The sequence below is a fragment of the Candidatus Spongiihabitans sp. genome (assembly GCF_965247905.1).
In the GTDB taxonomy this organism is placed as follows: Bacteria; Pseudomonadota; Gammaproteobacteria; order Arenicellales; family Poriferihabitantaceae; genus Spongiihabitans.
Map to the genome: position 1 here is coordinate 2,760,284 of NZ_OZ252047.1, position 19,956 is coordinate 2,780,239.

15 protein-coding genes are annotated in these 19,956 nt (G+C 51.4%); 6 read left to right on the forward strand and 9 right to left on the reverse strand.

The features are described 5' to 3' along the window. Positions 1-34 precede the first annotated feature (34 nt). The 4 genes from ACP158_RS14155 to metK all read right to left on the reverse strand — a co-directional run bounded on the left by ACP158_RS14155 (position 35) and on the right by metK (position 3,926). Complete coding sequence (locus ACP158_RS14155) at positions 35-694, reverse strand: hypothetical protein (protein WP_424946750.1); 660 nt, start codon at positions 692-694, stop codon at positions 35-37. Between the two features lie 176 nt (positions 695-870). Beyond that, complete coding sequence (locus tag ACP158_RS14160; RefSeq protein WP_424946751.1) at positions 871-1,077, reverse strand: integrase; 207 nt, start codon at positions 1,075-1,077, stop codon at positions 871-873. A gap of 77 nt (positions 1,078-1,154) precedes the next feature. Continuing rightward, positions 1,155-2,687 carry an adenosylhomocysteinase gene (gene ahcY / locus ACP158_RS14165; protein ID WP_424946752.1) on the reverse strand — a complete coding sequence of 511 codons (1,533 nt, stop codon included), beginning with the start codon at positions 2,685-2,687 and terminating at the stop codon, positions 1,155-1,157. Positions 2,688-2,759: 72 nt separating this feature from the next. Next, positions 2,760-3,926, reverse strand: coding sequence for a methionine adenosyltransferase (gene metK / locus ACP158_RS14170; protein ID WP_424946753.1), 1,167 nt, complete (start codon positions 3,924-3,926; stop codon positions 2,760-2,762). Positions 3,927-4,173: 247 nt separating this feature from the next. Here metK and argB point away from each other — a divergent pair, with 247 nt between their 5' ends. The 3 genes from argB to ACP158_RS14185 all read left to right on the forward strand — a co-directional run bounded on the left by argB (position 4,174) and on the right by ACP158_RS14185 (position 6,605). Then, positions 4,174-5,070, forward strand: coding sequence for an acetylglutamate kinase (gene argB, locus ACP158_RS14175; protein WP_424946754.1), 897 nt, complete (start codon positions 4,174-4,176; stop codon positions 5,068-5,070). Then, the gene (locus tag ACP158_RS14180) at positions 5,067-5,840 is read left to right on the forward strand and encodes a ferredoxin--NADP reductase (protein ID WP_424946755.1); all 774 of its coding nucleotides are present in this window, start codon (positions 5,067-5,069) and stop codon (positions 5,838-5,840) included. The genes argB and ACP158_RS14180 overlap by 4 nt, the downstream gene beginning before the upstream one ends. Positions 5,841-6,452: 612 nt before the next feature. Further along, on the forward strand, positions 6,453-6,605 hold the full coding sequence (locus ACP158_RS14185; RefSeq protein WP_424946756.1) for a hypothetical protein: 153 nt from the start codon (positions 6,453-6,455) through the stop codon (positions 6,603-6,605). Between the two features lie 40 nt (positions 6,606-6,645). Here ACP158_RS14185 and ACP158_RS14190 read toward each other — a convergent pair whose 3' ends face one another. From ACP158_RS14190 to ACP158_RS14205, 4 genes are all read right to left on the reverse strand, one after another. Then, positions 6,646-10,647 carry a protein NO VEIN domain-containing protein gene (locus tag ACP158_RS14190; RefSeq protein ID WP_424946757.1) on the reverse strand — a complete coding sequence of 1,334 codons (4,002 nt, stop codon included), beginning with the start codon at positions 10,645-10,647 and terminating at the stop codon, positions 6,646-6,648. A gap of 12 nt (positions 10,648-10,659) precedes the next feature. Beyond that, the gene (locus ACP158_RS14195) at positions 10,660-10,845 is read right to left on the reverse strand and encodes a hypothetical protein (protein ID WP_424946758.1); all 186 of its coding nucleotides are present in this window, start codon (positions 10,843-10,845) and stop codon (positions 10,660-10,662) included. Between the two features lie 437 nt (positions 10,846-11,282). Next, positions 11,283-11,708, reverse strand: a complete 426-nt coding sequence (locus tag ACP158_RS14200) for a hypothetical protein (RefSeq protein WP_424946759.1) — start codon at positions 11,706-11,708, stop codon at positions 11,283-11,285. 282 nt (positions 11,709-11,990) lie between these two features. Beyond that, positions 11,991-13,226 (reverse strand): acetylornithine/succinyldiaminopimelate transaminase, encoded by a 1,236-nt coding sequence (locus ACP158_RS14205; RefSeq protein WP_424946760.1) that lies wholly within the window; start codon positions 13,224-13,226, stop codon positions 11,991-11,993. A 114-nt stretch (positions 13,227-13,340) separates the two neighbouring features. Here ACP158_RS14205 and ACP158_RS14210 point away from each other — a divergent pair, with 114 nt between their 5' ends. From ACP158_RS14210 to ACP158_RS14220, 3 genes are read left to right on the forward strand one after another with little or no spacing between them, the layout of a single operon-like run. Further along, complete coding sequence (locus ACP158_RS14210; protein ID WP_424946761.1) at positions 13,341-15,032, forward strand: electron transfer flavoprotein-ubiquinone oxidoreductase; 1,692 nt, start codon at positions 13,341-13,343, stop codon at positions 15,030-15,032. Between the two features lie 15 nt (positions 15,033-15,047). Further along, a complete protein-coding gene (locus ACP158_RS14215) occupies positions 15,048-15,644 on the forward strand; it encodes a gamma-glutamylcyclotransferase family protein (protein WP_424946762.1) in 597 nt (198 codons plus the stop codon). Continuing rightward, positions 15,641-15,907, forward strand: a complete 267-nt coding sequence (locus ACP158_RS14220; RefSeq protein WP_424946763.1) for a hypothetical protein — start codon at positions 15,641-15,643, stop codon at positions 15,905-15,907. The genes ACP158_RS14215 and ACP158_RS14220 overlap by 4 nt, the downstream gene beginning before the upstream one ends. A gap of 21 nt (positions 15,908-15,928) precedes the next feature. On the opposite strand, the gene purL is transcribed toward ACP158_RS14220, so the two are convergent. Beyond that, a complete protein-coding gene (gene purL / locus ACP158_RS14225) occupies positions 15,929-19,939 on the reverse strand; it encodes a phosphoribosylformylglycinamidine synthase (protein ID WP_424946764.1) in 4,011 nt (1,336 codons plus the stop codon). Positions 19,940-19,956 lie beyond the last annotated feature (17 nt).

Consider the following 19,956-nt stretch of genomic DNA (forward strand, 5'->3'; position numbering starts at 1 on the left):
ATGTGCTTAATGAACCAGATTGCGCTGACCCAGCCTACTGCGTTAGTTGCGTCGCCAATTCCGCCTCGGGAGATGAAACGGCAAACTTTTTCCTAATTTCTCTCAACGTATATCCTTTGCTAAACCACAATGCCACTTGCGCGGGCACGGTTATATCTTTGTCTGGGTATCGTTCTCTATATGCCTGAATATCACGCAGGACATGTTCGAAGTTTCGCGGAATGCTTGAAATGGAAAATCGTTCTTGTGGCGTCGGATTATTTTTTTCAAAATCCACGCAATATGCTACCAGCACAATATCCTCTCTCCCGTTTGCATCAACCTTGATTATATTCTTTCCATTCTCTACCCAATATTGTCCTGACGAATGATAGATCTCGGTAGCGATCATGTTTTGCCCCACCCCGCCGTTACGCAGAAACAGTCCTTGCCCGATGTGGGTAAAAATTTTAAGCGCCCGGTTTGTCAGGTTATGCAACTCCGATTTAATCACTGACCCCGATGACCTTCCAGTACCTTTTGTATTTTCCAGCGCAACCTTTCCTTCATTTAACGCTTGCTCCAAATCGACGATATTTTGCGCGTTTGTGTTGTTTTCCACTGCCACCATGAGTAGCACTACAACAACGCCCACGGCTATCAATGCTCCTCGCAAATATCTACAACCAAACGCCTTCTTAATGGTAGCAATCATCGTGTTTTACTCACAGAAAATTAAATAGGTAAATGACATACTTCATCAATACCGATAATGCTCGGCTTTATAAGGTTCCGCGGCAGACGCGATTATGTTTTGACAAAGCCAAACTGAATCACAACAAATGATTCGATTCCGCCTCGGGTAACCAGAAAGAGTAAAAATAATCCGTATTAAGAAAAAAACACCGATCTCAAAATCGGCAAGACATTAACCACAATCACCAATCCGACCATCCATTTTAATATCAACAGATCGGATTCGATTTTATTGAATCTCTCGTCATAATTTGCAATGGCTTTTGCCGCGTCGGCTGCTTTCTGTTCGCTGGCGCCAGCATCGAGAAATGCATCATAAACCTCTTTAATAATCGCGCTCATAGTATTTTCAACTCACAAAAAAACTGATATAGAAGACATTCTACTCGATCTGTTACGACTCAGCAACCTGCGGACGCTCAATACCGATAATGCTCGGGCTTGTAAGGTCCCGCGACAGGCACGTTGATGTAGTCGGCTTGTTGCTGGGAAAGCGTGGTCAGTTTGGCGCCGATTTTGTCGAGATGCAGGCGCGCCACTTGCTCGTCCAGATGCTTGGGCAAAACATAAACCTGGTTCTGATACTTGTCGCCGTCGCGCCACAGTTCGATTTGCGCCAGCACCTGATTGGTAAAACTATTGGACATCACAAAACTGGGATGACCGGTGGCGCATCCCAAATTCACCAATCGCCCCTCGGCCAGCAAAGTGATGCGGTCGCCATTTGGCAGAATAATTTGATCGACCTGCGGTTTGATGTTTTCCCATTCATATTTTTTCATTGAGGCAATATCGATCTCATTGTCAAAATGGCCGATGTTGCAGACGATGGATTGGTTTTTCATTTGCACCATGTGGTCGTGGGTGATCACATTGAAGTTGCCGGTTGCGGTCACAAAAATATCCGCCTCGCGACAGGCATCGTCCATGCGCACCACGCGGTACCCTTCCATGGCCGCTTGCAGCGCGCAGATCGGATCGATCTCGGCGACCCAAACCGTGGCGCCGAGGCCGCGCAATGATTGCGCGCAGCCCTTGCCGACATCGCCATAACCCAATACCAGCGCAATCTTGCCGGCGATCATGACATCGGTGGCGCGCTTGATGCCGTCCACCAACGATTCGCGGCAGCCGTATAAATTGTCAAACTTGGATTTGGTGACCGAGTCGTTGACGTTGATCGCCGAAAATGGCAACCCGTCTTCCGCCGCCATTTGATACAGTCGGTGAACGCCGGTGGTGGTCTCTTCGGTAACGCCGCGAATGTTCGCCAATCTCGCGCTATAAAAAGTCGCATCATCTTGCAATCGCGCCTTAATGCTTTTGAACAACGCCACTTCCTCTTCGCTTGCCGGGCTATCCAATACCGAAATATCGCGTTCCGCCTTGGCACCCAGCATCAGTAACATGGTGGCGTCGCCACCGTCGTCCAGAATCATGTTCGGGCCGCGACCGCCAGGGACGGCGGAAGTACCGATTGCCGCTCCTGCGCGTCCCGCGCCCGCGGCATACATGCCATCCGTGGCAATATTGTCGGGAACAAAAATCTGCCGACCGTCAGGCCATTCCATCATTCGATGGGTGAAACCCCAGTACTGATCCAGCGATTCGCCTTTGAACGCGAACACCGAAACACCGGTTGCAGCAATGGCGGCGGCGGCATGATCCTGGGTGGAAAAAATATTGCAAGACACCCAACGCACCTCAGCGCCAAGCGCGACCAATGATTCGATCAGCACCGCGGTTTGAATGGTCATGTGCAGCGACCCGGCGATGCGCGCGCCTTTCAACGGCTGCTCGCTGGCGTATTTTTCGCGCACCGCCATCAAGCCCGGCATTTCGGTCTCGGCGATTCTGATTTCTTTTCTTCCCCATTCAGCCAAGCTCATGTCGGCGACATGGAAATCTTGCGTCATGTTTTCATCTGGGGTTTCAGCGGCTTGTGTAGACATAATAAATTCCTGATAAATAATCGTTACAAAATAGATGCAAACAACATGTTCATGTTCATGTTAATGGGCGAATCAAATGCCCGCCGCGGCTTTCAAGGCGTCGGCTCGGTCGGTTTTCTCCCAGGTGAATTCAGGTTCGGTGCGGCCGAAGTGGCCATAGGCTGCGGTATTGCGATAAATCGGGCGCAACAAATCCAGCCCTTGAACAATGGCCTTTGGACGCAAATCAAAATGCTCGTTGATTAAGGCGTTGATTTTTGCGTCTTCAATTTTTCCAGTGCCAAAAGTGTCCACCATCACGGATACCGGTTGCGCCACGCCGATCGCATAGGCAACCTGCACTTCGCATCGGTCGGCCAAACCTGCGGCGACAATATTCTTGGCGACATGGCGGGTGGCATACGCGGCTGAGCGATCGACCTTGGACGGATCCTTGCCAGAGAACGCGCCGCCGCCGTGATGCGCCGAACCGCCGTAGGTATCGACAATAATCTTGCGGCCGGTCAAGCCGCAATCCCCCACCGGCCCGCCGATAACAAATCGGCCGGTCGGGTTGACCAGGAATCGCGTGTCCTTGGTGACCATATCAACCGGCAGCACCGGTTTGATGATTTCCTCAATGACGGCTTCGGACAGCATGTCATGGGCGATGTCCTCATCGTGTTGGGTGGACAGCACCACGGTGTCGATGGATACCGGGCGAATGCCTTCGTAGCGCACGGTGACCTGAGATTTTGCATCGGGGCGCAGCCACGCAAGCGCCCCGGTTTTTCGGACTTCGGCTTGCTTGGCCACCAGGCGATGGGCGTAGGTAATTGGAAACGGCATCAGCACATCGGTTTCGGTGCAGGCATAACCAAACATCAATCCCTGATCTCCGGCGCCCTGGTCGAGGTCCAGCCCTTCTCCTTCATTAACGCCTTGCGCGATGTCCGGCGATTGCTTGTCCAGCGACACGATGACCGCGCAACTTTGCGCATCAAAGCCCAACGCCGACGAGTTGTAGCCAATTTCGCCAATGGTGCGGCGCGCAACTTCCTGAAAATCCACGACTGCGTTGCTGGTGATTTCTCCAGCAATCACCACCATGCCGGTAGTGATCATGGTCTCGCAAGCAACGCGTGACTTCGGATCTTGCATGAACAGCGCATCGAGCACGGCGTCCGAGATTTGATCCGCAACCTTATCGGGGTGTCCTTCTGAAACGGATTCTGATGTAAACAGGAAAGATTTTGACATTATTTTAGCCTCAAACTAGTCACCGCAGTATTATCGAACCGAATCGAGCGGTGTAAAATAGGGGATATTGGATATTCAATTGGTCTCGCGATTATATAAAGATTTCTTTATATGTTGAATGTTATCATATTTGCGCGCCCATACATAGCGCGGAGACCAAAAATTACGTCTGCCGCCCCTTGTTCCCATGCTCTTTGGGTTAGAATACCGTTGCCCACTAATTTCGCCTCGTTTTGTCTGCAATGCTATGCGTCCGAATCACAACAGCACCCAAAATATCGCTCGGATTCTAACCGAAGCACTACCCTATATCCGCCGCTATCAGGGCAAGACCATCGTCATCAAGTATGGCGGCAATGCCATGGCGGACCAGAATTTGAAGCAAAGTTTTGCCCGTGACATCATCATGATGAAGCTGGTCGGCATGAACCCGGTGGTGGTTCATGGCGGCGGCCCGCAGATTAGCAAAGTGCTTGAAAAAATCGGCAAGGAATCGACCTTTATCGATGGCCTGAGAGTAACCGACTCGGAGACCATGGATGTGGTGGAAATGGTATTAGGCGGATTGGTGAACAAGGAAATCGTTAGTCTGATTAACTCTCTGGGCGGACGCGCCGTTGGCCTGACCGGCAAGGATGGCAACCTGATTCGTGCGCGCAAACTGCATGTCAAGAACAATGATCCGGTGCTGCAACGGCCGGAAATAATCGACTACGGTCATGTCGGAGAAGTGGAATCCGTTGACCCTGGAATAGTGCAACTACTGGAAACCCAGGCATTTATTCCGGTCATCGCGCCGATTGGCGTCGGCGTCGACGGTCAGACCTATAACATCAACGCCGACCGGGTCGCTGGCAAGTTAGCGATTACCCTGCACGCGGAGAAACTGATGTTATTGACCAATACGCCAGGGGTTTTGGACAAAAACGAGCGCTTGGTCGCTGAACTGAAAGAGCATGAAATTCCTGATTTAATCGCCAACAAAACCATTGCCGATGGCATGATTCCTAAAGTCGAATGTGCGCTGGATGCGATTCAAAACGGGGTCAACTCGGCGCTTATTCTGGATGGCCGGGTCGAACATGCCTTATTGCTCGAGTTATTCACCGACGCCGGCGTCGGCACGCAAATCAAAGCGGCATGACTGAAGCACATACCGAAACCGTATTGGAAGTTCATCATTGGTCGGACACGCTGTTCACCATCAAAACCACCCGCGACCCGGCGTTGCGTTTCCGCAACGGCGAGTTTGCGATGATGGGCATGGAAGTGGACGGCAAGCCGTTGTTGCGCGCCTACAGCATGGCTAGTTCAAACTACGAAGATTATCTTGAGTTCTACAGCATCAAAGTCCAGGATGGCCCGCTGACCTCAAAGCTGCAGCATGTCAAAGTCGGCGACAAACTGCTGGTCAGCAAAAAACCAACCGGAACCTTGCTTTGGGATCATCTGCGCCCGGGCAAGCATTTATATCTGCTCAGCACCGGCACCGGACTTGCGCCGTTTCTATCCATTATCAAGGACCCTGAGGTTTACGAAAACTTTGAAAAAGTAATCTTGGTTCATGGCTGCCGCTTCATCAATGAACTAACCTACCAGCAATTGATTGACCATGAACTGCGCGACAATGAATATTTTGGCGGCGCGGTCAAGGACAAACTCATCTACTACCCCGCGGTCACCCGCGAGCCGTATAAAAATTATGGCCGCATCACCACTTTGTTGGAAACCGGAAAATTGATCGAGGACATCGGCATGCCGTCGCTAAACGTCGCGGATGATCGATTCATGTTGTGCGGCAGCCCCAGCATGTTAAAGAGCCTGAGCGCGATATTGGACGGCATGGGATTTGTTGAGACCCGCAAAAGCGATTTCCGCGAATATGTGGTGGAGCGGGCGTTTGTGGAGAAATAATATACCTCGTTTAGTTATTCTTAGAACGTGGCATTGAGTATTGGCTTTGTTTAAGTTTGGTCTTGAATTCATGCTCGTGCTCGTTCCTTAAAAAGGGAATAACATACATAAATCCACATTCGGTTTATTTTTTAGCCGATTTTACCCACCGAACAGGTGCGTTCATTTGCGCCGCTGTTGGTTTTCGATTGACCAGTTTTTCTGTGCATATCGGTTGAATGTGGATTGTTCTACCTTGAAAACCGATCATTGTAAAGGCTTTGTATCTTATTGGTTTAACTAATAAATCACGGTATTGTGTGGATTTATGTATGTTATTCCCTTTAATAACGAGTTGGGATGTCATAGTCCGGTGATGGGTAATTGATTGGCATGGGTTATCGGTTGTGCGAGGCGGCTAACGCCGCCACTCTGGATTCCCGCTACCGCGAGAATGACAGCAAGGCGATGGTGCTTGTTGCTTACCGCTAATGTATGAGCGCGTCCCGGCGGCTACGCCACTCTGGATTCCCGCCTACCGGCGAGGATGACGGCAGGGAGGATGCGTGGCTGGACTTTTTTTTCTCGGTTACTTTGGCGTCGCAAAAGGACTCATAGCCTTCCGGTTCACCATTGTCCCCCCAACCCGTCATTGCCCGGCTTGTTCCGGGCAATCCAGTTATTAAACCGTTCGGCGTAGCCGAACTCCTTTTATCGCGGCTTCGCCGCGGCTACGCCGGACACCGCATTAATAATGTCAGCGACTACCACCGTTGTGGTTTTTAGAATCAAAATGTTATCGCACAGCATAAAAAAATAAATGTGCTCACGCTATTGGGGCACGACTTCGATTCGCAATATTGATTTTGTAGCCAGTGGCTTCTTTTTCAAGTGCGGCGGGGTTGGCGATTGGATGCAACATTTTTACAGGGTTGGAGTTGATGTCATAAACAACACACAACCAGTAACGATCTTCCTCGGATTTTGCTAAATCGTGTTGCGTTTTTGTTATGGACACTCGGCGTGGCGGATTGACTGAAACAAATGATTTGCATTCGTAATAATGTTTTTCTCCATCTTTTTCAACAAGAATGTCATAGCCGGGATTGTTCGTGTGTAGCGTGTTTTTATCGGTAACATTTTCATTTCCATACTTTGTTTCCAACCACTCAACTAGCGCCTCTTCTGCTGGTCTTCCATCTGTTGCATTGGTTTCTTTTTCATCGTCGCCGGCAGAATTCCAACCGCCACCACCTGATAGATTTCTTTCCGCACTCCACTGATATTCCACTATTTCTATTTCGGGTATATCTGGTCTTTCAGAAGACCAACCATTTCCATCGGAACGATTCCTTGAATTGGTCCTTGTGTTTGTTGTTCGAGGACGGTCATTGGAAACATTCGATCTCGAATGAGCGTCATCATCAGATGTTGAGTCTGAAATCGGCAACTCGATTGTTGAATCGCCAGGATTATTTTCCCCGATAGCATCATCATCGGCTTCCACTTCTTCTTCATAAATCTTTTCCTTCACTTTCTCGATAGATTCTTCGGGCAAACCATAGTCATCTCTCAGTCGGCGCAAAAAACCGTCCCATGTTTTTTCCGTAAGCAAGAGTTCAAAATCCGGTTTGTATTGAGCGCAATCTGCCACATCACCGAGTGCAGCAGCTAATCCTTGCCACATGCCGATGTTGACATTAATAGCAACTTTGTCTTCACTTTGCTTCCAAAATTTAATCTCTGGGTTAATATCTGCATGCGCTTGTGCCTCCAAGGTAATGGAGTCATAAGCAACTATTTCTAATTGTTCCGGCAACTCCTGACCGGTCGCTTTCATTAGACCAATACGACGTTTACTATATTCTTGGCAGAGTTTCTTGGTGTCTTGTAAGTTTTTTGCGCCATAAATCGGTTGCATATCCAAAAATTCTGATAATTCCTGCAAATCAAATTTTTCGCCATCTTTCAGAAAACGAAAAAATATATGTAATTCATTATTTTCCAGAATTTTTCTACGAACTACCGGTTCATTAAAGTATGATTTATTTGCCCAATATGCTTCCCCGGACTTGTGGAAATAAACCACCACGCCCGTAGAGGTGCTACGAAGACAGGGAATCATCACATTGGCGGTGAGAGGCTTGGTGTGATCAATTTCCGCATAAGCGGAAAAAATTGCCGTGGCAGCACGAGCAATCTTACCCTTACTCTTGCTCGTGCCTTTGCTCCAGACAAAATCTTCTTTGTTTCTGCAATTAATTTCACTCAGATCATTCATATGTTCTACAAGTTTCTCTGGCTTGTTGGATTTGTTTGCACCAAGTTCTTCAAGTACCTTTTTAACTTCAGCCCACTTCAAATCATCGTTGGACTTGAGAACTTCCGGCAACAACCCACCCAAACTACAACCCGGCAGGTATGTGTCTGCAGGTTTGAACAAATATTTGTTCGGATACAACAAAGATGGTTTGCACGGAATCCATGCTTGGCTTTGCAACTGTATCAGTGCGTAACTGTCACAAGGCTTGTTAGTGCGGTAGAGATAGTGTGCTTTACTTTTGCAAGCACTTTCATGCATTCCAGAAACCATGTTTAGCACAGATTCGTAGTCCGATTTTTTTCCGATTGGCGTATCCGGAAATACATCATCAAAATGCTCAAAACAAAATTCATTGACCCACCCTTTGTTGTTAATGTAATCACGATTAGGATGCGGTGCATTGCTCTTTTTCATTTTGAACGTCCACGAACAACCCAACCAGGACAGCAAACTTTTCCACTGATCTTTGTCGGCATCACTAATATCAGTTTCCCAATCATCAACGGACGACAGCACATAGCGTTCTGATATTTTCGCAAAATATTTGTCGAAAATTTTCGGCCCACCCCACGCGGCACCGCCATAGCACTTTCCGGCAGGCACCCATTCCTGCGCATCTTTTCCAACCGGCAAGCAAAATATATTCGCGCGATTTTCTTTGGCATTACCAGAATCGATAATAAGCAACTCATCCTCGCTTTCTTTTTCACCCCACTTGAAAGCCATCTCAAGCGCTTTCCATCCATTTTTCCGCCACCATTCCGGGGATTGTTCTTTACAATGCGGCAACAAAATATGCTCGAAATATGACTTCTCAGACAAAGGTTGCAAACTGGAAAGTCGATTTTTCCATTCTTTGTCTTTGCTTTTATGTTGTTTGATTTCGCCCTGAACACACTTCCAAAAATCTTTATCAACGACATCCACGGGAAGCCAATTCGGGAAACCTTTGGGTTTTTCCCAAACTAGCGGAATCGCACCACTGGCGGCTCGCGCCTGTTTGTTTTGTGCCAACCAAAACGGCGCATCACGCAACTTTTCTTCACAGTCTGTTTTTTCACCCGAATCAATTTCCGTCATTAACAACTGCGCAACATTCCATGCGGACAGACATTCTTTCGCGGTTTTGTTTCGGCAAAAACGCAGAAGAAACGCAAGGTCTAAAACAGGCGTGAGCTTGGCCCCCAATTTTTCAAGAATATTAAAGCATTCTTTATTGTCATTGATGTCTGGATGACACAGATTTTTATCTTGCACTTCCGCCGGATCGACTTCCTCGCCAAACCCACAGTCCCACAACCGCACATCGTCCGGCTTTGCCATGCCACCGCCAATCAATGGGATGAACGCTATTTCCTGAACCACCGTTGCAATGGCGTTTCCCAATTGCGCCGTCATTTCACTATTCTCGGACCGTTGCGCCCGCCCGAAAGCGCGCAATGCTACTTTCGCCGGTATCTCGAAAAGTATTCTTTGAGTAATGTCTTCCAGCATCTCGCAGATTTCATCGCGATGCGATTGTCGGGTTGCTAGATGTTTGCGATTATCCTCAACCTCACAGGAAGCGTGGATCAATGCACGAACTTCGGGCACACACTCAGCGGTTGGGAAAAATACATATAGCGGGGCCTCCGTGAACCCTCCAATTCCTTTGCCGTCAACTTTGGGCAGACATACGCTGACACTTAGTTGTTTTTCACCTTCAACTTCTTTTGTTTCACGCCAAGCACGCCAGTACGTGCTTTTGCCATTTTCATTTAATTCGATGCTCGAACCTTCTTCCTGTCGGCTAACCTTGATGCTTCGGGTCGCGGAGTTTGTTCGTATTTCTACGGATTCGAGAGACTGACAAAACAACAAAGAATTCGAGGAAAATTTGGACAGTTCATTCTCAACAAATTCCCTTTTCCCTTCATTCAACGGCAAGCGAATAACGGTCGAATAACCTTTATCACGCAAATTTTGTATCACATCATCCGGTTCTTTATTGTGTGGAATCCTGCACACCGGAATCCCGTTTTCTTCCTTCCATTTCGATACTTTACTTTTCAGAACTTCACGACTCTTTTGTTTGGAAAAATGAAAACAAAAATCACCGGAATAAATCTCTGGTTCGTCGGTGATTTCTAAAACCGACTTAAAGCCGAGGCCTTTGGTGCCGATAAGATGTGTGTTTGCGCGTTCCGTATTCATGGCATCGTCGGCGTTTTGCAACAACTCCAACACAAATCGGCCATCGTAACTCTTGCTGGCTCCGCTCTCGCGACTCACATCCTCAATAAGATTGTTGATGTCGATTTTGTATTTCTCGATACACTTGTTCGAAATACTACGGACAATATCATCCTTCTCATACACTTCATCGTCCGGCGCACGGTTATCATCCACGCTCTTGGCACTCAGGTCCATGTTGCAAATAGAGACCACACCTTTGCGACTAAATCCATCGCCAGTGTTGGCAACGATTAGCACATCGTCGCCAATGTCAAAAAGAATGGAATTCATTTACCGCGAACTCTATTCGCTTCCAGTCGACCCAAACCCGCCATCGCCGCGGTCGCTTTGTTGGAATGATTCGACTACATTGAACTCGGTTCGTGTGACCGGCAGGATTACCATTTGCGCGATGCGGTCGCCGGGGTTAATGGTGAAGTCGGCGGTGCCGTTGGCGCCACCGGTTCTTCGATTGGGAATAACATTCATAAATCCACATACATAAATCCACATTCGGTTTATTTTTTAGCCGATTTTACCCAACGAACAGGTGCGTTCATTTGCGCCGCTGTTGGTTTTCGATTGACCAGTTTTTCTGTGCATATCGGTTGAATGTGGATTGTTCTACCCTGAAAATCGATCATTGTAAATGCTTTTTATCTTATTGGTTTAACTAATAAATCACGGTATTGTGTGGATTTATGTATGTTATTCCACTTAAAAATAGGTTCAAGATACTTTAAGGTATAGTGAAATGGTCATACCTAATTGTTCTATAGATGAAAAACAAGCATGTCATTCGTTGCCGAATTCGGAGAATAAATTCAGGGCGATTCCACGGCTGTTTTGCCTTGATATCTAGGCTTGCAAAGTCGCACAAATCACCGGCATCTCTGGCCCGGCGACCAGCCGATTGTATACTCAAATCAGACAACACATCGCCGGGCAATGCGAGCGTATGTGTTGTCTGATTCATTGCCCGTTTTGTTCCTTTCCAGCGGTGTTTTAGCACCGCCCTCTCGGCCGTCATTCTCGCCGGCAGGCGGGAATCCAGACGCGGCGAAGCCGCCGGGACGCGCGCATACATTAGTAAGCAACAAGCACTTCCGCATTGCCGTCATTCTCGCATCGAACAGCACGGCTTCGCCGCAAAGGAGTCCGGCTACGCCGGACGGCATATTCCACTGGATTGCCCGGCCAATAATAATATGGGCCGGGCAATGACAAATGATAGGCAATAGTGAACCGAGAGGACAAAGGCGAGTTGAGATGCCAAAGTAACCAAGAATAAAATGTCCGGCTACGCCAGAGCACGTTTTAGTGTCACGCTTTGCGTGACAATTATTTACCATTGTCCTCTCAAAAGGACCCATCGCCTTCCGATTCACCACTGCCCCCCAGCCCGTCATTCTCGCCGCAGGCGGGAATCCAGTTAAAATATGTCGTCCGGCGTAGCCGGACTCCTTTGAAAGAGTGCGAGTCTCGCTTCAATATGCGCCACGAAAATGGGTGTCAATATCTGCTAAAATCTATCCGAAATCGACCGCTTAAAGTATCTTGAACCTAAAAATATAAGGGGTGCGAAGTGTACCGACTTTTAGCCAGTAAATTAAAATGGCTACAATTTCAATCTGCTATAAATTCTGAATCGCATTGTCCATCAGGACAAGACCGTGGTTTATTTCGGACTCACTGATATTCAATGGCGGCGCCAGCCGCACCACATTGGGACCTGCCACCAACACCAATAATCCGTTGTCGGCGCACGCCGACAGCACCTCGCGGGCGCGGTCCCGGTGCCGCGCGTTCATCTCGCATCCAAGCAACAATCCAACGCCACGAATATCATCAAACACATTGTACTTTTGATTGATTGCTTTTAAGCCTTCAATCATTTGATGGCTCTTGGTTTCAACACCAGACAGCATTTCGGGTGTATTGATTAATTCCAACACTTTGCAGGCAACCGCACAGGCCAGCGGATTGCCGCCGAAGGTGCTGCCGTGGGCACCGACCACCAAACTGCTGGCAATTTCTTGCGTGGTCAGCATGGCGCTGATGGGGAAGCCGCCGCCCAAGGCCTTGGCGGTGGTCAGAATGTCGGGCACGACGCCGAGTTTTTGATACGCGTATAGTGCGGCGCATCTCCCGACGCCGGTTTGGATTTCATCAAAAATCATTAACGCATTATGGGCATCACAACATTCGCGGATGGCTTGAACAAATTCCGGCGTGGCCGGTATCACGCCCGCCTCCCCCTGAACCGGCTCGACGATTACCGCGCACACTTTGTCGCCCTGCTGCGCGAAATACTGTTTAACCGCCGCGGCATCGTTAAACGGCAGATGCACGATGCCGCCGGGCTTCGGCCCAAAGCCATCGCTGTATTTCGGCTGCCCGCCGACGCATACGGTGAACCATGTTCGGCCATGGAAGGCATGGTCAAAGGCGAGAATTTCGTATTTGTCCACGCCATGTTTATCGAGCGCGTAGCGGCGCGCCAACTTCAATGCCGCTTCGTTTGCTTCGGCGCCGGAGTTGGCCAGAAACACGCGCTCGGCGAAGGTCGCGTCGCACAACATTTTGGCTAAGCGGATGGCCGGCTTGTTGGTGAAAAAGTTGCTGACATGCCAGAGCTTATTGGCCTGATCGGTCAATGCTTTTATCAGTTGCGGGTGCGCATGGCCCAACGCCGAGACCGCGATGCCGCCGGCGAAATCCAGGTATTCCTTGCCGTCCGCATCCCAAAGACGCGAGCCTTCGCCGCGCTCCGGCATTATCGCCGCTGGCGCGTAGTTGGGCGTCATTACCTGCTCATACATTTCCCGTGTGACTGAAGCGCGCGCGCCGACCGTTGTTTTTTTTGGCATCGTTGTTTTTGCCGTGGTTTTTTTTGCCGTCATCGCCGCTGTTTTGATATTGATAAAAAACTGGAATTTTAGCAAACTAACAGTTTATTAAATCATCGCCGTCAAAAAGAAATCATGCCCGAACAAGAACCCAAACAGCAACCTGATCGGCAACCTGACCAGCAGCCCGAACGCGAATCCATGGAAGTCGATGTGGTCATCGTCGGCGCCGGCCCGGCCGGACTCTCCGCCGCCTGCAAATTAATGCAACTGGCCGAAGCCCAGCAAAAAGAGCTGTCAGTGGTCGTTCTGGAAAAAGGCTCGGAAGTGGGCGCGCATATTCTCTCGGGCGCATTGTTCGAGCCACGCGCATTGAACGAGTTGTTTCCCGATTGGAAAGAGCGCGGCGCGCCGCTGGAAACACCGGTTCAAAAAGACCAAGTGTTGATGTTCCAAAGTGAAAGCAAAGCACTCAGTATGCCGCTGTGGATGGTGCCGAAACCGATGCATAATGCGGGTAATTACATCATCAGCCTGGGCGATTTATGCCGCTGGCTCGGGGAGCAGGCTGAAGGCTTAGGGGTTGAAATTTTTCCGGGATTTCCAGCCTCCGAAGTATTGTTTCACGAAGACGGCGGCATCAAGGGCGTGGCCACCGGTGAAATGGGACGCGGCGCCGACGGCGCGCGCAAGCCGTCCTTTGAACCTGGCATGGAGTTGCATGCGCGCGTCACGATTTTCGCCGAGGGCTGCCGCGGCCATCTCGGCAAGCAGTTGATCGAAAAATTCGCGCTCGACGCGACCAGTCAAACGCAACATTACGGCATCGGCATCAAGGAGTTGTGGCGCATCAAATCCGACCAGCACATGCCCGGCTTGGTGGTGCACGGCGCCGGCTGGCCACTGTCGGAACACGGCGCGGCCGGCGGCTCGTTCCTCTACCACCTCGGCGACGACTTGGTGTCGTTGGGACTCATCACCGACTTGTCTTACGACAATCCTTATTTAAGCCCGTTCGACGAACTGCAACGGCTGAAGCACCATCCGCTGTTCAAGCAATACCTGGAAGGCGGCGAGCGCATCGCCTACGGCGCGCGCGCCATCACCAAAGGCGGCTTGAACGCATTGCCGAAAATGACGCTGCCCAATGCGCTGCTCATCGGCTGCGACGCCGGAACATTAAATTTTTCAAAGATCAAGGGCTCGCACACCGCGATGAAGTCCGGCCTGTTAGCCGCGGAAACCGCATTCGATGTCATTCATGGAAACGGCGATGTGGAAGATTATCAACGCAACTTTGAAAATTCATGGCTTTATGAAGAACTGCATCAATCAAGAAATTTTGGCGCGGCGCTGCATAAATTCGGCACCTGGATGGGCGGCGCGTATAACTTTATCGACCAAAATATTTTCAACGGCAAACTGCCGTTCAAGTTGACCGATCCCGTGCCTGACCATGAAACATTAAAACCTGCATCGGAGTTTGAGCCGATTGCCTACGCCAAACCCGATGGCGCACTCAGCTTTGATACAACGTCTTCGGTTTATTTGTCCAACACCAACCACGAGGAAGACCAGCCGACGCACCTGCAACTTGCGCAACCGGGCACAGCGGTGGAAGTCAATTTCAACGCCTACGCCGGCCCCGAAGCGAGATTCTGCCCGGCCGGCGTGTATGAGTTCGTCCATACCGACGATAAGCCCGCGTTGCAAATCAACGCGCAAAATTGCGTGCATTGCAAAACCTGCGACATCAAAGACCCGACCATGAACATCACTTGGGTTTCCCCCGAAGGCGGCGGCGGACCGAACTATGCCAGCATGTGACCACGGTGTGAACGCGTGACCTGCCTGAACTATTTCGCCTATGGGTCGAATATGTTTGCGGCGCGTCTGCGTTGCCGGGTGCCGAGCGCGCAGGCGATTGGCGCGTATCGGTTAATGCGCCACGATTTGCGTTTTCACAAACGCAGCGGCAAAGACGATTCGGCGAAGTGCGATGCGTATGCAACGGGCGATGATGATGCCGATGATGGTAGTGTTGTCATGGGCCGATTGTTCCGCATCGCGGCGGGCGATGCCGGCAAGTTGGACGAGGCCGAGGGGTTGGGCAAGGGCTATGAGAGAAAAACCGTCTGCGTGATGGATGATGCCGGCAAAGTCGAGGACGCGTTCACTTACTGCGCCACTCGCATCGATACCTGTTTGCGCCCGTATACTTGGTATAAGGAGCATGTATTGGCCGGCGCGCGCGAGGCGAACTTTCCCGATGATTACATTGATAAAATCGCGGCGGTTGCGGCGGATAAAGATCCCGACCGGGAGCGGGAGTGGCGCGAGATGGCATTACACGACCGCTGGCGGCGGTTGTGTGCGGGGCGATTCGGTGCGCGCCGGACTGAATTGTCGTTGATTCCGCGCGCGCATTTCGGCAGATGAAAGCAACGCTGTGGGGATTTTTGGTGGGCATTCTAATGCCGGTTTTCGGTGTGTTCATCGGCTTGCAAGTCTCGCCGCTACTGGCAAACATCATGCTGTTTCCGCTGCTGGCGCTGTCCGCGGCAACCGGCATCGTATTCGGCAACGCTTCGGGGCTTCAACAGATTTTGTTTATATTGTTTTCCGGCGCATCCTGGGCGCTGTTGTTTTTTGCGCTCCACCGGCTGAGAACAGCCTGGCAAGGAAAAACCGGCGCGCAGTGATCAGCACTAAGTGACCCACGCTCACTCAACCCAGGCGCGCGCGTTTTGAAACATTTTTATCCACGGGCTGTATTCGCCCCAGTCGCCACCGTCATCTGAGGCGCGCGGCCGCCAGGAATTGCACACGGCGCGGAACACGCGTTCCGGGTGCGGCATCATGATGGTCGCGCGTCCGTCGTGGTTGGTGAAGCCGGTCATCCCGCGCAGCGAGCCGTTGGAGTTGTAGGGATAGGTTGTCGTCGCGGCGCCGCGGTTGTCGATAAAACGCAAACACAACTGATCCTGCGCCAGCATTTCGTTCATGGCGCGGTCGCCGGCGAAATCGGCGCGTCCTTCGGCGTGCGCAACCGACACCGGCAATTTGGAACCCGCCATGTCGGCAAATAAAACCGACTTGTCCGAACACACTTCCACCATCACCACGCGCGCCTCAAATTGTTCGGAAGCGTTGCGCAAAAATCGCGGCCAATGCGCCGCGCCCGGAATCAAGCTTTTTATCGACGCCATCATTTGGCAACCATTGCACACCCCCAACGAAAAGGTATCGGCACGGGCGAAGAATGTTTGGAACTCCGCTTTCAATTTCGCATTGAACAAGATCGACTTGCCCCAGCCCTGCCCGGCCCCCAACACATCGCCAAAGGAAAAACCGCCGCACGCGGCCAGGCCCTTGAAATCGGCTAGGCTCGCGCCATCGGCCAGGTCGGTCATGGTGACATCGACCGCCTCGAAGCCGGCGCAGTGAAACGCCGCCGCCATCTCCAACTGTCCGTTCACCCCCTGCTCTCTGATAATCGCAATCTTGGGTTTAGCCCGAGTTAAAATATTTGCCGTCGACATAATTCGTTGGCTGGCATCCTCTCCATGCGCGAAACTTAAATCGCAAAAAAGCCCCGGATCCCCGTTATCATTAATACGCTGATATTCCTGATCCGCGCACGCCGGATTATCGCGCATGCGTTGCATTTGCCAAGTCGTTTGCGACCAAATACGGTGGCATTCGCTACGCGGTTTTTCGAATAACGCTTTGCCCGCAAAGGTGATGACGATAAGATTCCCGGGCTCAGGAGAACCTATAAAATGGCACGCTTCGGACAGCTGCGCGGCCTCAAACGCAGATAAAACTCGCTCGCGATGAGCGCGCCGCGTTTGGACTACCGCGCCCAACTCCTCGTTAAACAACACCGCAAGATGATCGCCGCCCGCCCGGCTCAGGGAATCGAGATTGATCGACAAGCCGCATCGCGACACGAACGCCATCTCTAACAGCGTGGCCATCAAGCCGCCATCCGAGCGATCGTGGTAGGACAGCATCAAGTTTTTGTTATTCAATCGCTGAATCAACTGGAAAAATTGTTTCAATGTTTGCGCATCGTCTAAATCAGCAACCTCATCGCCCATTTGATTTGTACCATGATTCGCAACCTGGGCAAGCACGCTGGCGCCCATTCTGTTTTTGCCAAAACCTAAATCAATCAACCACAAATCGGTTGGTTCGGAAACATTGCTTAGCACCGGCGTTAGCGTTTTGCGAACATCGCTCACCGCCGCGAACGCGCTGACAATCAACGATAACGGCGCGACCACTTTATGTTCATTATTATCTGTATCCTGCCACACCGTTTTCATTGACATCGAATCCTTGCCGACCGGAATAGCGATACCCAACTGCGGGCAAATATCCAACGCTATCGACTTCACCGTGGCGTAAAGAGCCGCATCGTGTCCCGGCTCGCCGGCCGCGGCCATCCAGTTTGCGGATAATTTTATCTTGTCAATTCGTTCAATAGCCGCCGCCGCGATATTGGTAATGGCCTCGCCCACCGCCATTCTGCCGCTGGCGGGGGCGTCGATGACCGCAATTGGAGCGCGTTCGCCGAGCGCAAAAGCCTCGCCAGTCACGCTTTTATACCCGGATGCGGTCACGCCGACATCCGCGACCGGCACTTGCCAGGGCCCAACCATCTGGTCACGAGCAACCAAGCCGCCGACGCTGCGGTCGCCGATGGTGACCAAAAATGTTTTGTCGGCGACGGCGGGAAAACTCAGCACCAACTCGGTCGCGCGCGCGATGGACACGCCGTCAAAGCGAAGCGGCGCGTGCGTTGTAGCGACGGCGACCGCGTTGCGTTTCATTTTCGGCGGTAGCCCAAACAACACTTCCATCGGCAGGTCGATCGGCTTTGCGCGCGCGGTATCGTCATCGGCAAAATGGCGGTCGCGCACGATCAGATTTTGCGCCGCGCTGGCATGTCCGACTTGGGCGTAAAGACAGCGTTCGCGCCGACAGATTTTTTCGAACTCGGCGAAGCGCGCCGGCGCGATGGCAAGCACATAACGCTCTTGCGATTCGTTGCACCAAATCTGCATCGGCGACATGCCGGGTTCGTCATTCAGTATGTTGCGTAATTCAAAATGCCCGCCACAATCCGAGTCATGCACCAATTCCGGCAACGCATTGCACAACCCGCCGGCGCCGACATCATGAATCGACAAAATTGGATTATCTGCGCCCGCGGCGCAACAGGCATCAATCACCTCCTGACATCGCCGCTGCATTTCCGGGTTGCCGCGTTGCACCGAGGCGAAATCCAACTCCTCGGAACCGGTTCCCGAAGCCATGCTGGATGCGGCCCCGCCACCAAGCCCAATCAACATGACAGGGCCGCCTAAAACCACAATCGGCGCGCCATCGGGAATATTGAGTTTTTTGACGTGACCCGGGCGAATATTCCCCAGCCCGCCAGCCAACATAATGGGCTTATGATAGCCGTATCGGACACTGCCATTTGAGCCGGACTGGCAGTCAACTTGTTCGAAACTTCTGAAATACCCCGCGATGCTGGGGCGCCCAAATTCGTTGTTAAATGCGGCCGCTCCAATCGGCCCTTCCAGCATGATTCGCAACGGGCTGGCAATGCGCTCGGGCTTGTTTTCGGTTGCTTCGCAGGTCATTTCACATGCAGCCTCCCAGGGCTGGGGCAAATCCGGCAGCCGTAAATGCGATACCGAGTATCCCACCAATCCCGCCTTGGGCTTTCCGCCGCGGCCGGTCGCGCCTTCATCCCTGATTTCTCCTCCGCAACCGGTGGATGCCCCGGGCGAAGGCGAGATCGCCGTTGGATGATTATGGGTTTCAACTTTGGCAGTAAAATGCACCGGCTCCCATTGAAAACGATAACTATGACCATCGCCATGACCATCGCCGTCCGCGGCCAAACGCTCCGCCATTGAACCTTCGAGCACGGCCGCATTGTCGTCATAAGCGGACAGCGTGCCGGCGCGGCTTTGTGCATGGGTGTGGCGAATCATGGCAAACAAGGAGTGCGCTTGCGCCACGCTGTCAATATCCCAATCCGCATTAAATATTTTGTGGCGGCAATGCTCCGAGTTCACCTGTGCGAACATCATCAACTCCACATCGGTCGGATTGCGCCCCAGGCTTGTGAAACGTTTCACCAGATAACGCTGCTCGGCGTCGCTCAATGCGAAACCAAATTCCTCATTGGCCGCCTTTAACGCCTTTAAACCGCCGCCGAGCAAATCAATAACTGCCAGAGGAGTCGGCTTGTCCGTAACGAACAGTTTTTCGGCATCGCGCTGATCGTCCAAAATGGATTCCGTCATGGGGTCGTAGACTGCCCCGGCTAAAATTTCGTTTGAAATTTGCGGGTTGCCCGACACCGCAAAACGCCATCGAGTCCCCCGTTCAATGCGATTTACTTGCTCTAATCCGCAGCGGTGAAAGATATCCGTCGCTTTGGTCGCCCACGGCGAAATAGTGCCCAAGCGGGGAATCACGGTTCGCGTTTGCGAAGGGTTATCCGTTCCCGGATGTTCGATAAAATCGGCTGCATTCAACAGTTGAGCAAGAATGCCTTGTTCGCGCGCGTCCAACTCGCGCTTGACATCTGCGAAATAAACGAATTTTGCATCAACCGAGCGGCAATTCGGCCCGGCTTTGAGAATGAGACCGAGTATTTTTTCCTTGCGGAATTCAGAAATCGCGCGCCCGCCGGGAATGATCAACATGAAATCATGGCGCGGTC

What these genes read in the sequence shown, in the direction of transcription:
- ahcY (WP_424946752.1), bottom strand. Translation starts at nt 2,687, where the DNA reads ATGTCTACACAAGCCGCTGAAACCCCAGATGAAAACATGACGCAAGAT.
- ACP158_RS14200 (WP_424946759.1), bottom strand. Translation starts at nt 11,708, where the DNA reads ATGGTAAATAATTGTCACGCAAAGCGTGACACTAAAACGTGCTCTGGC.
- ACP158_RS14155 (WP_424946750.1), bottom strand. Translation starts at nt 694, where the DNA reads ATGATTGCTACCATTAAGAAGGCGTTTGGTTGTAGATATTTGCGAGGA.
- ACP158_RS14160 (WP_424946751.1), bottom strand. Translation starts at nt 1,077, where the DNA reads ATGAGCGCGATTATTAAAGAGGTTTATGATGCATTTCTCGATGCTGGC.
- metK (WP_424946753.1), bottom strand. Translation starts at nt 3,926, where the DNA reads ATGTCAAAATCTTTCCTGTTTACATCAGAATCCGTTTCAGAAGGACAC.
- ACP158_RS14195 (WP_424946758.1), bottom strand. Translation starts at nt 10,845, where the DNA reads ATGAATGTTATTCCCAATCGAAGAACCGGTGGCGCCAACGGCACCGCC.
- ACP158_RS14205 (WP_424946760.1), bottom strand. Translation starts at nt 13,226, where the DNA reads ATGCCAAAAAAAACAACGGTCGGCGCGCGCGCTTCAGTCACACGGGAA.
- purL (WP_424946764.1), bottom strand. Translation starts at nt 19,939, where the DNA reads ATGTTGATCATTCCCGGCGGGCGCGCGATTTCTGAATTCCGCAAGGAA.
- argB (WP_424946754.1), top strand. Translation starts at nt 4,174, where the DNA reads ATGCGTCCGAATCACAACAGCACCCAAAATATCGCTCGGATTCTAACC.
- ACP158_RS14190 (WP_424946757.1), bottom strand. Translation starts at nt 10,647, where the DNA reads ATGAATTCCATTCTTTTTGACATTGGCGACGATGTGCTAATCGTTGCC.
- ACP158_RS14220 (WP_424946763.1), top strand. Translation starts at nt 15,641, where the DNA reads ATGAAAGCAACGCTGTGGGGATTTTTGGTGGGCATTCTAATGCCGGTT.
- ACP158_RS14180 (WP_424946755.1), top strand. Translation starts at nt 5,067, where the DNA reads ATGACTGAAGCACATACCGAAACCGTATTGGAAGTTCATCATTGGTCG.
- ACP158_RS14210 (WP_424946761.1), top strand. Translation starts at nt 13,341, where the DNA reads ATGCCCGAACAAGAACCCAAACAGCAACCTGATCGGCAACCTGACCAG.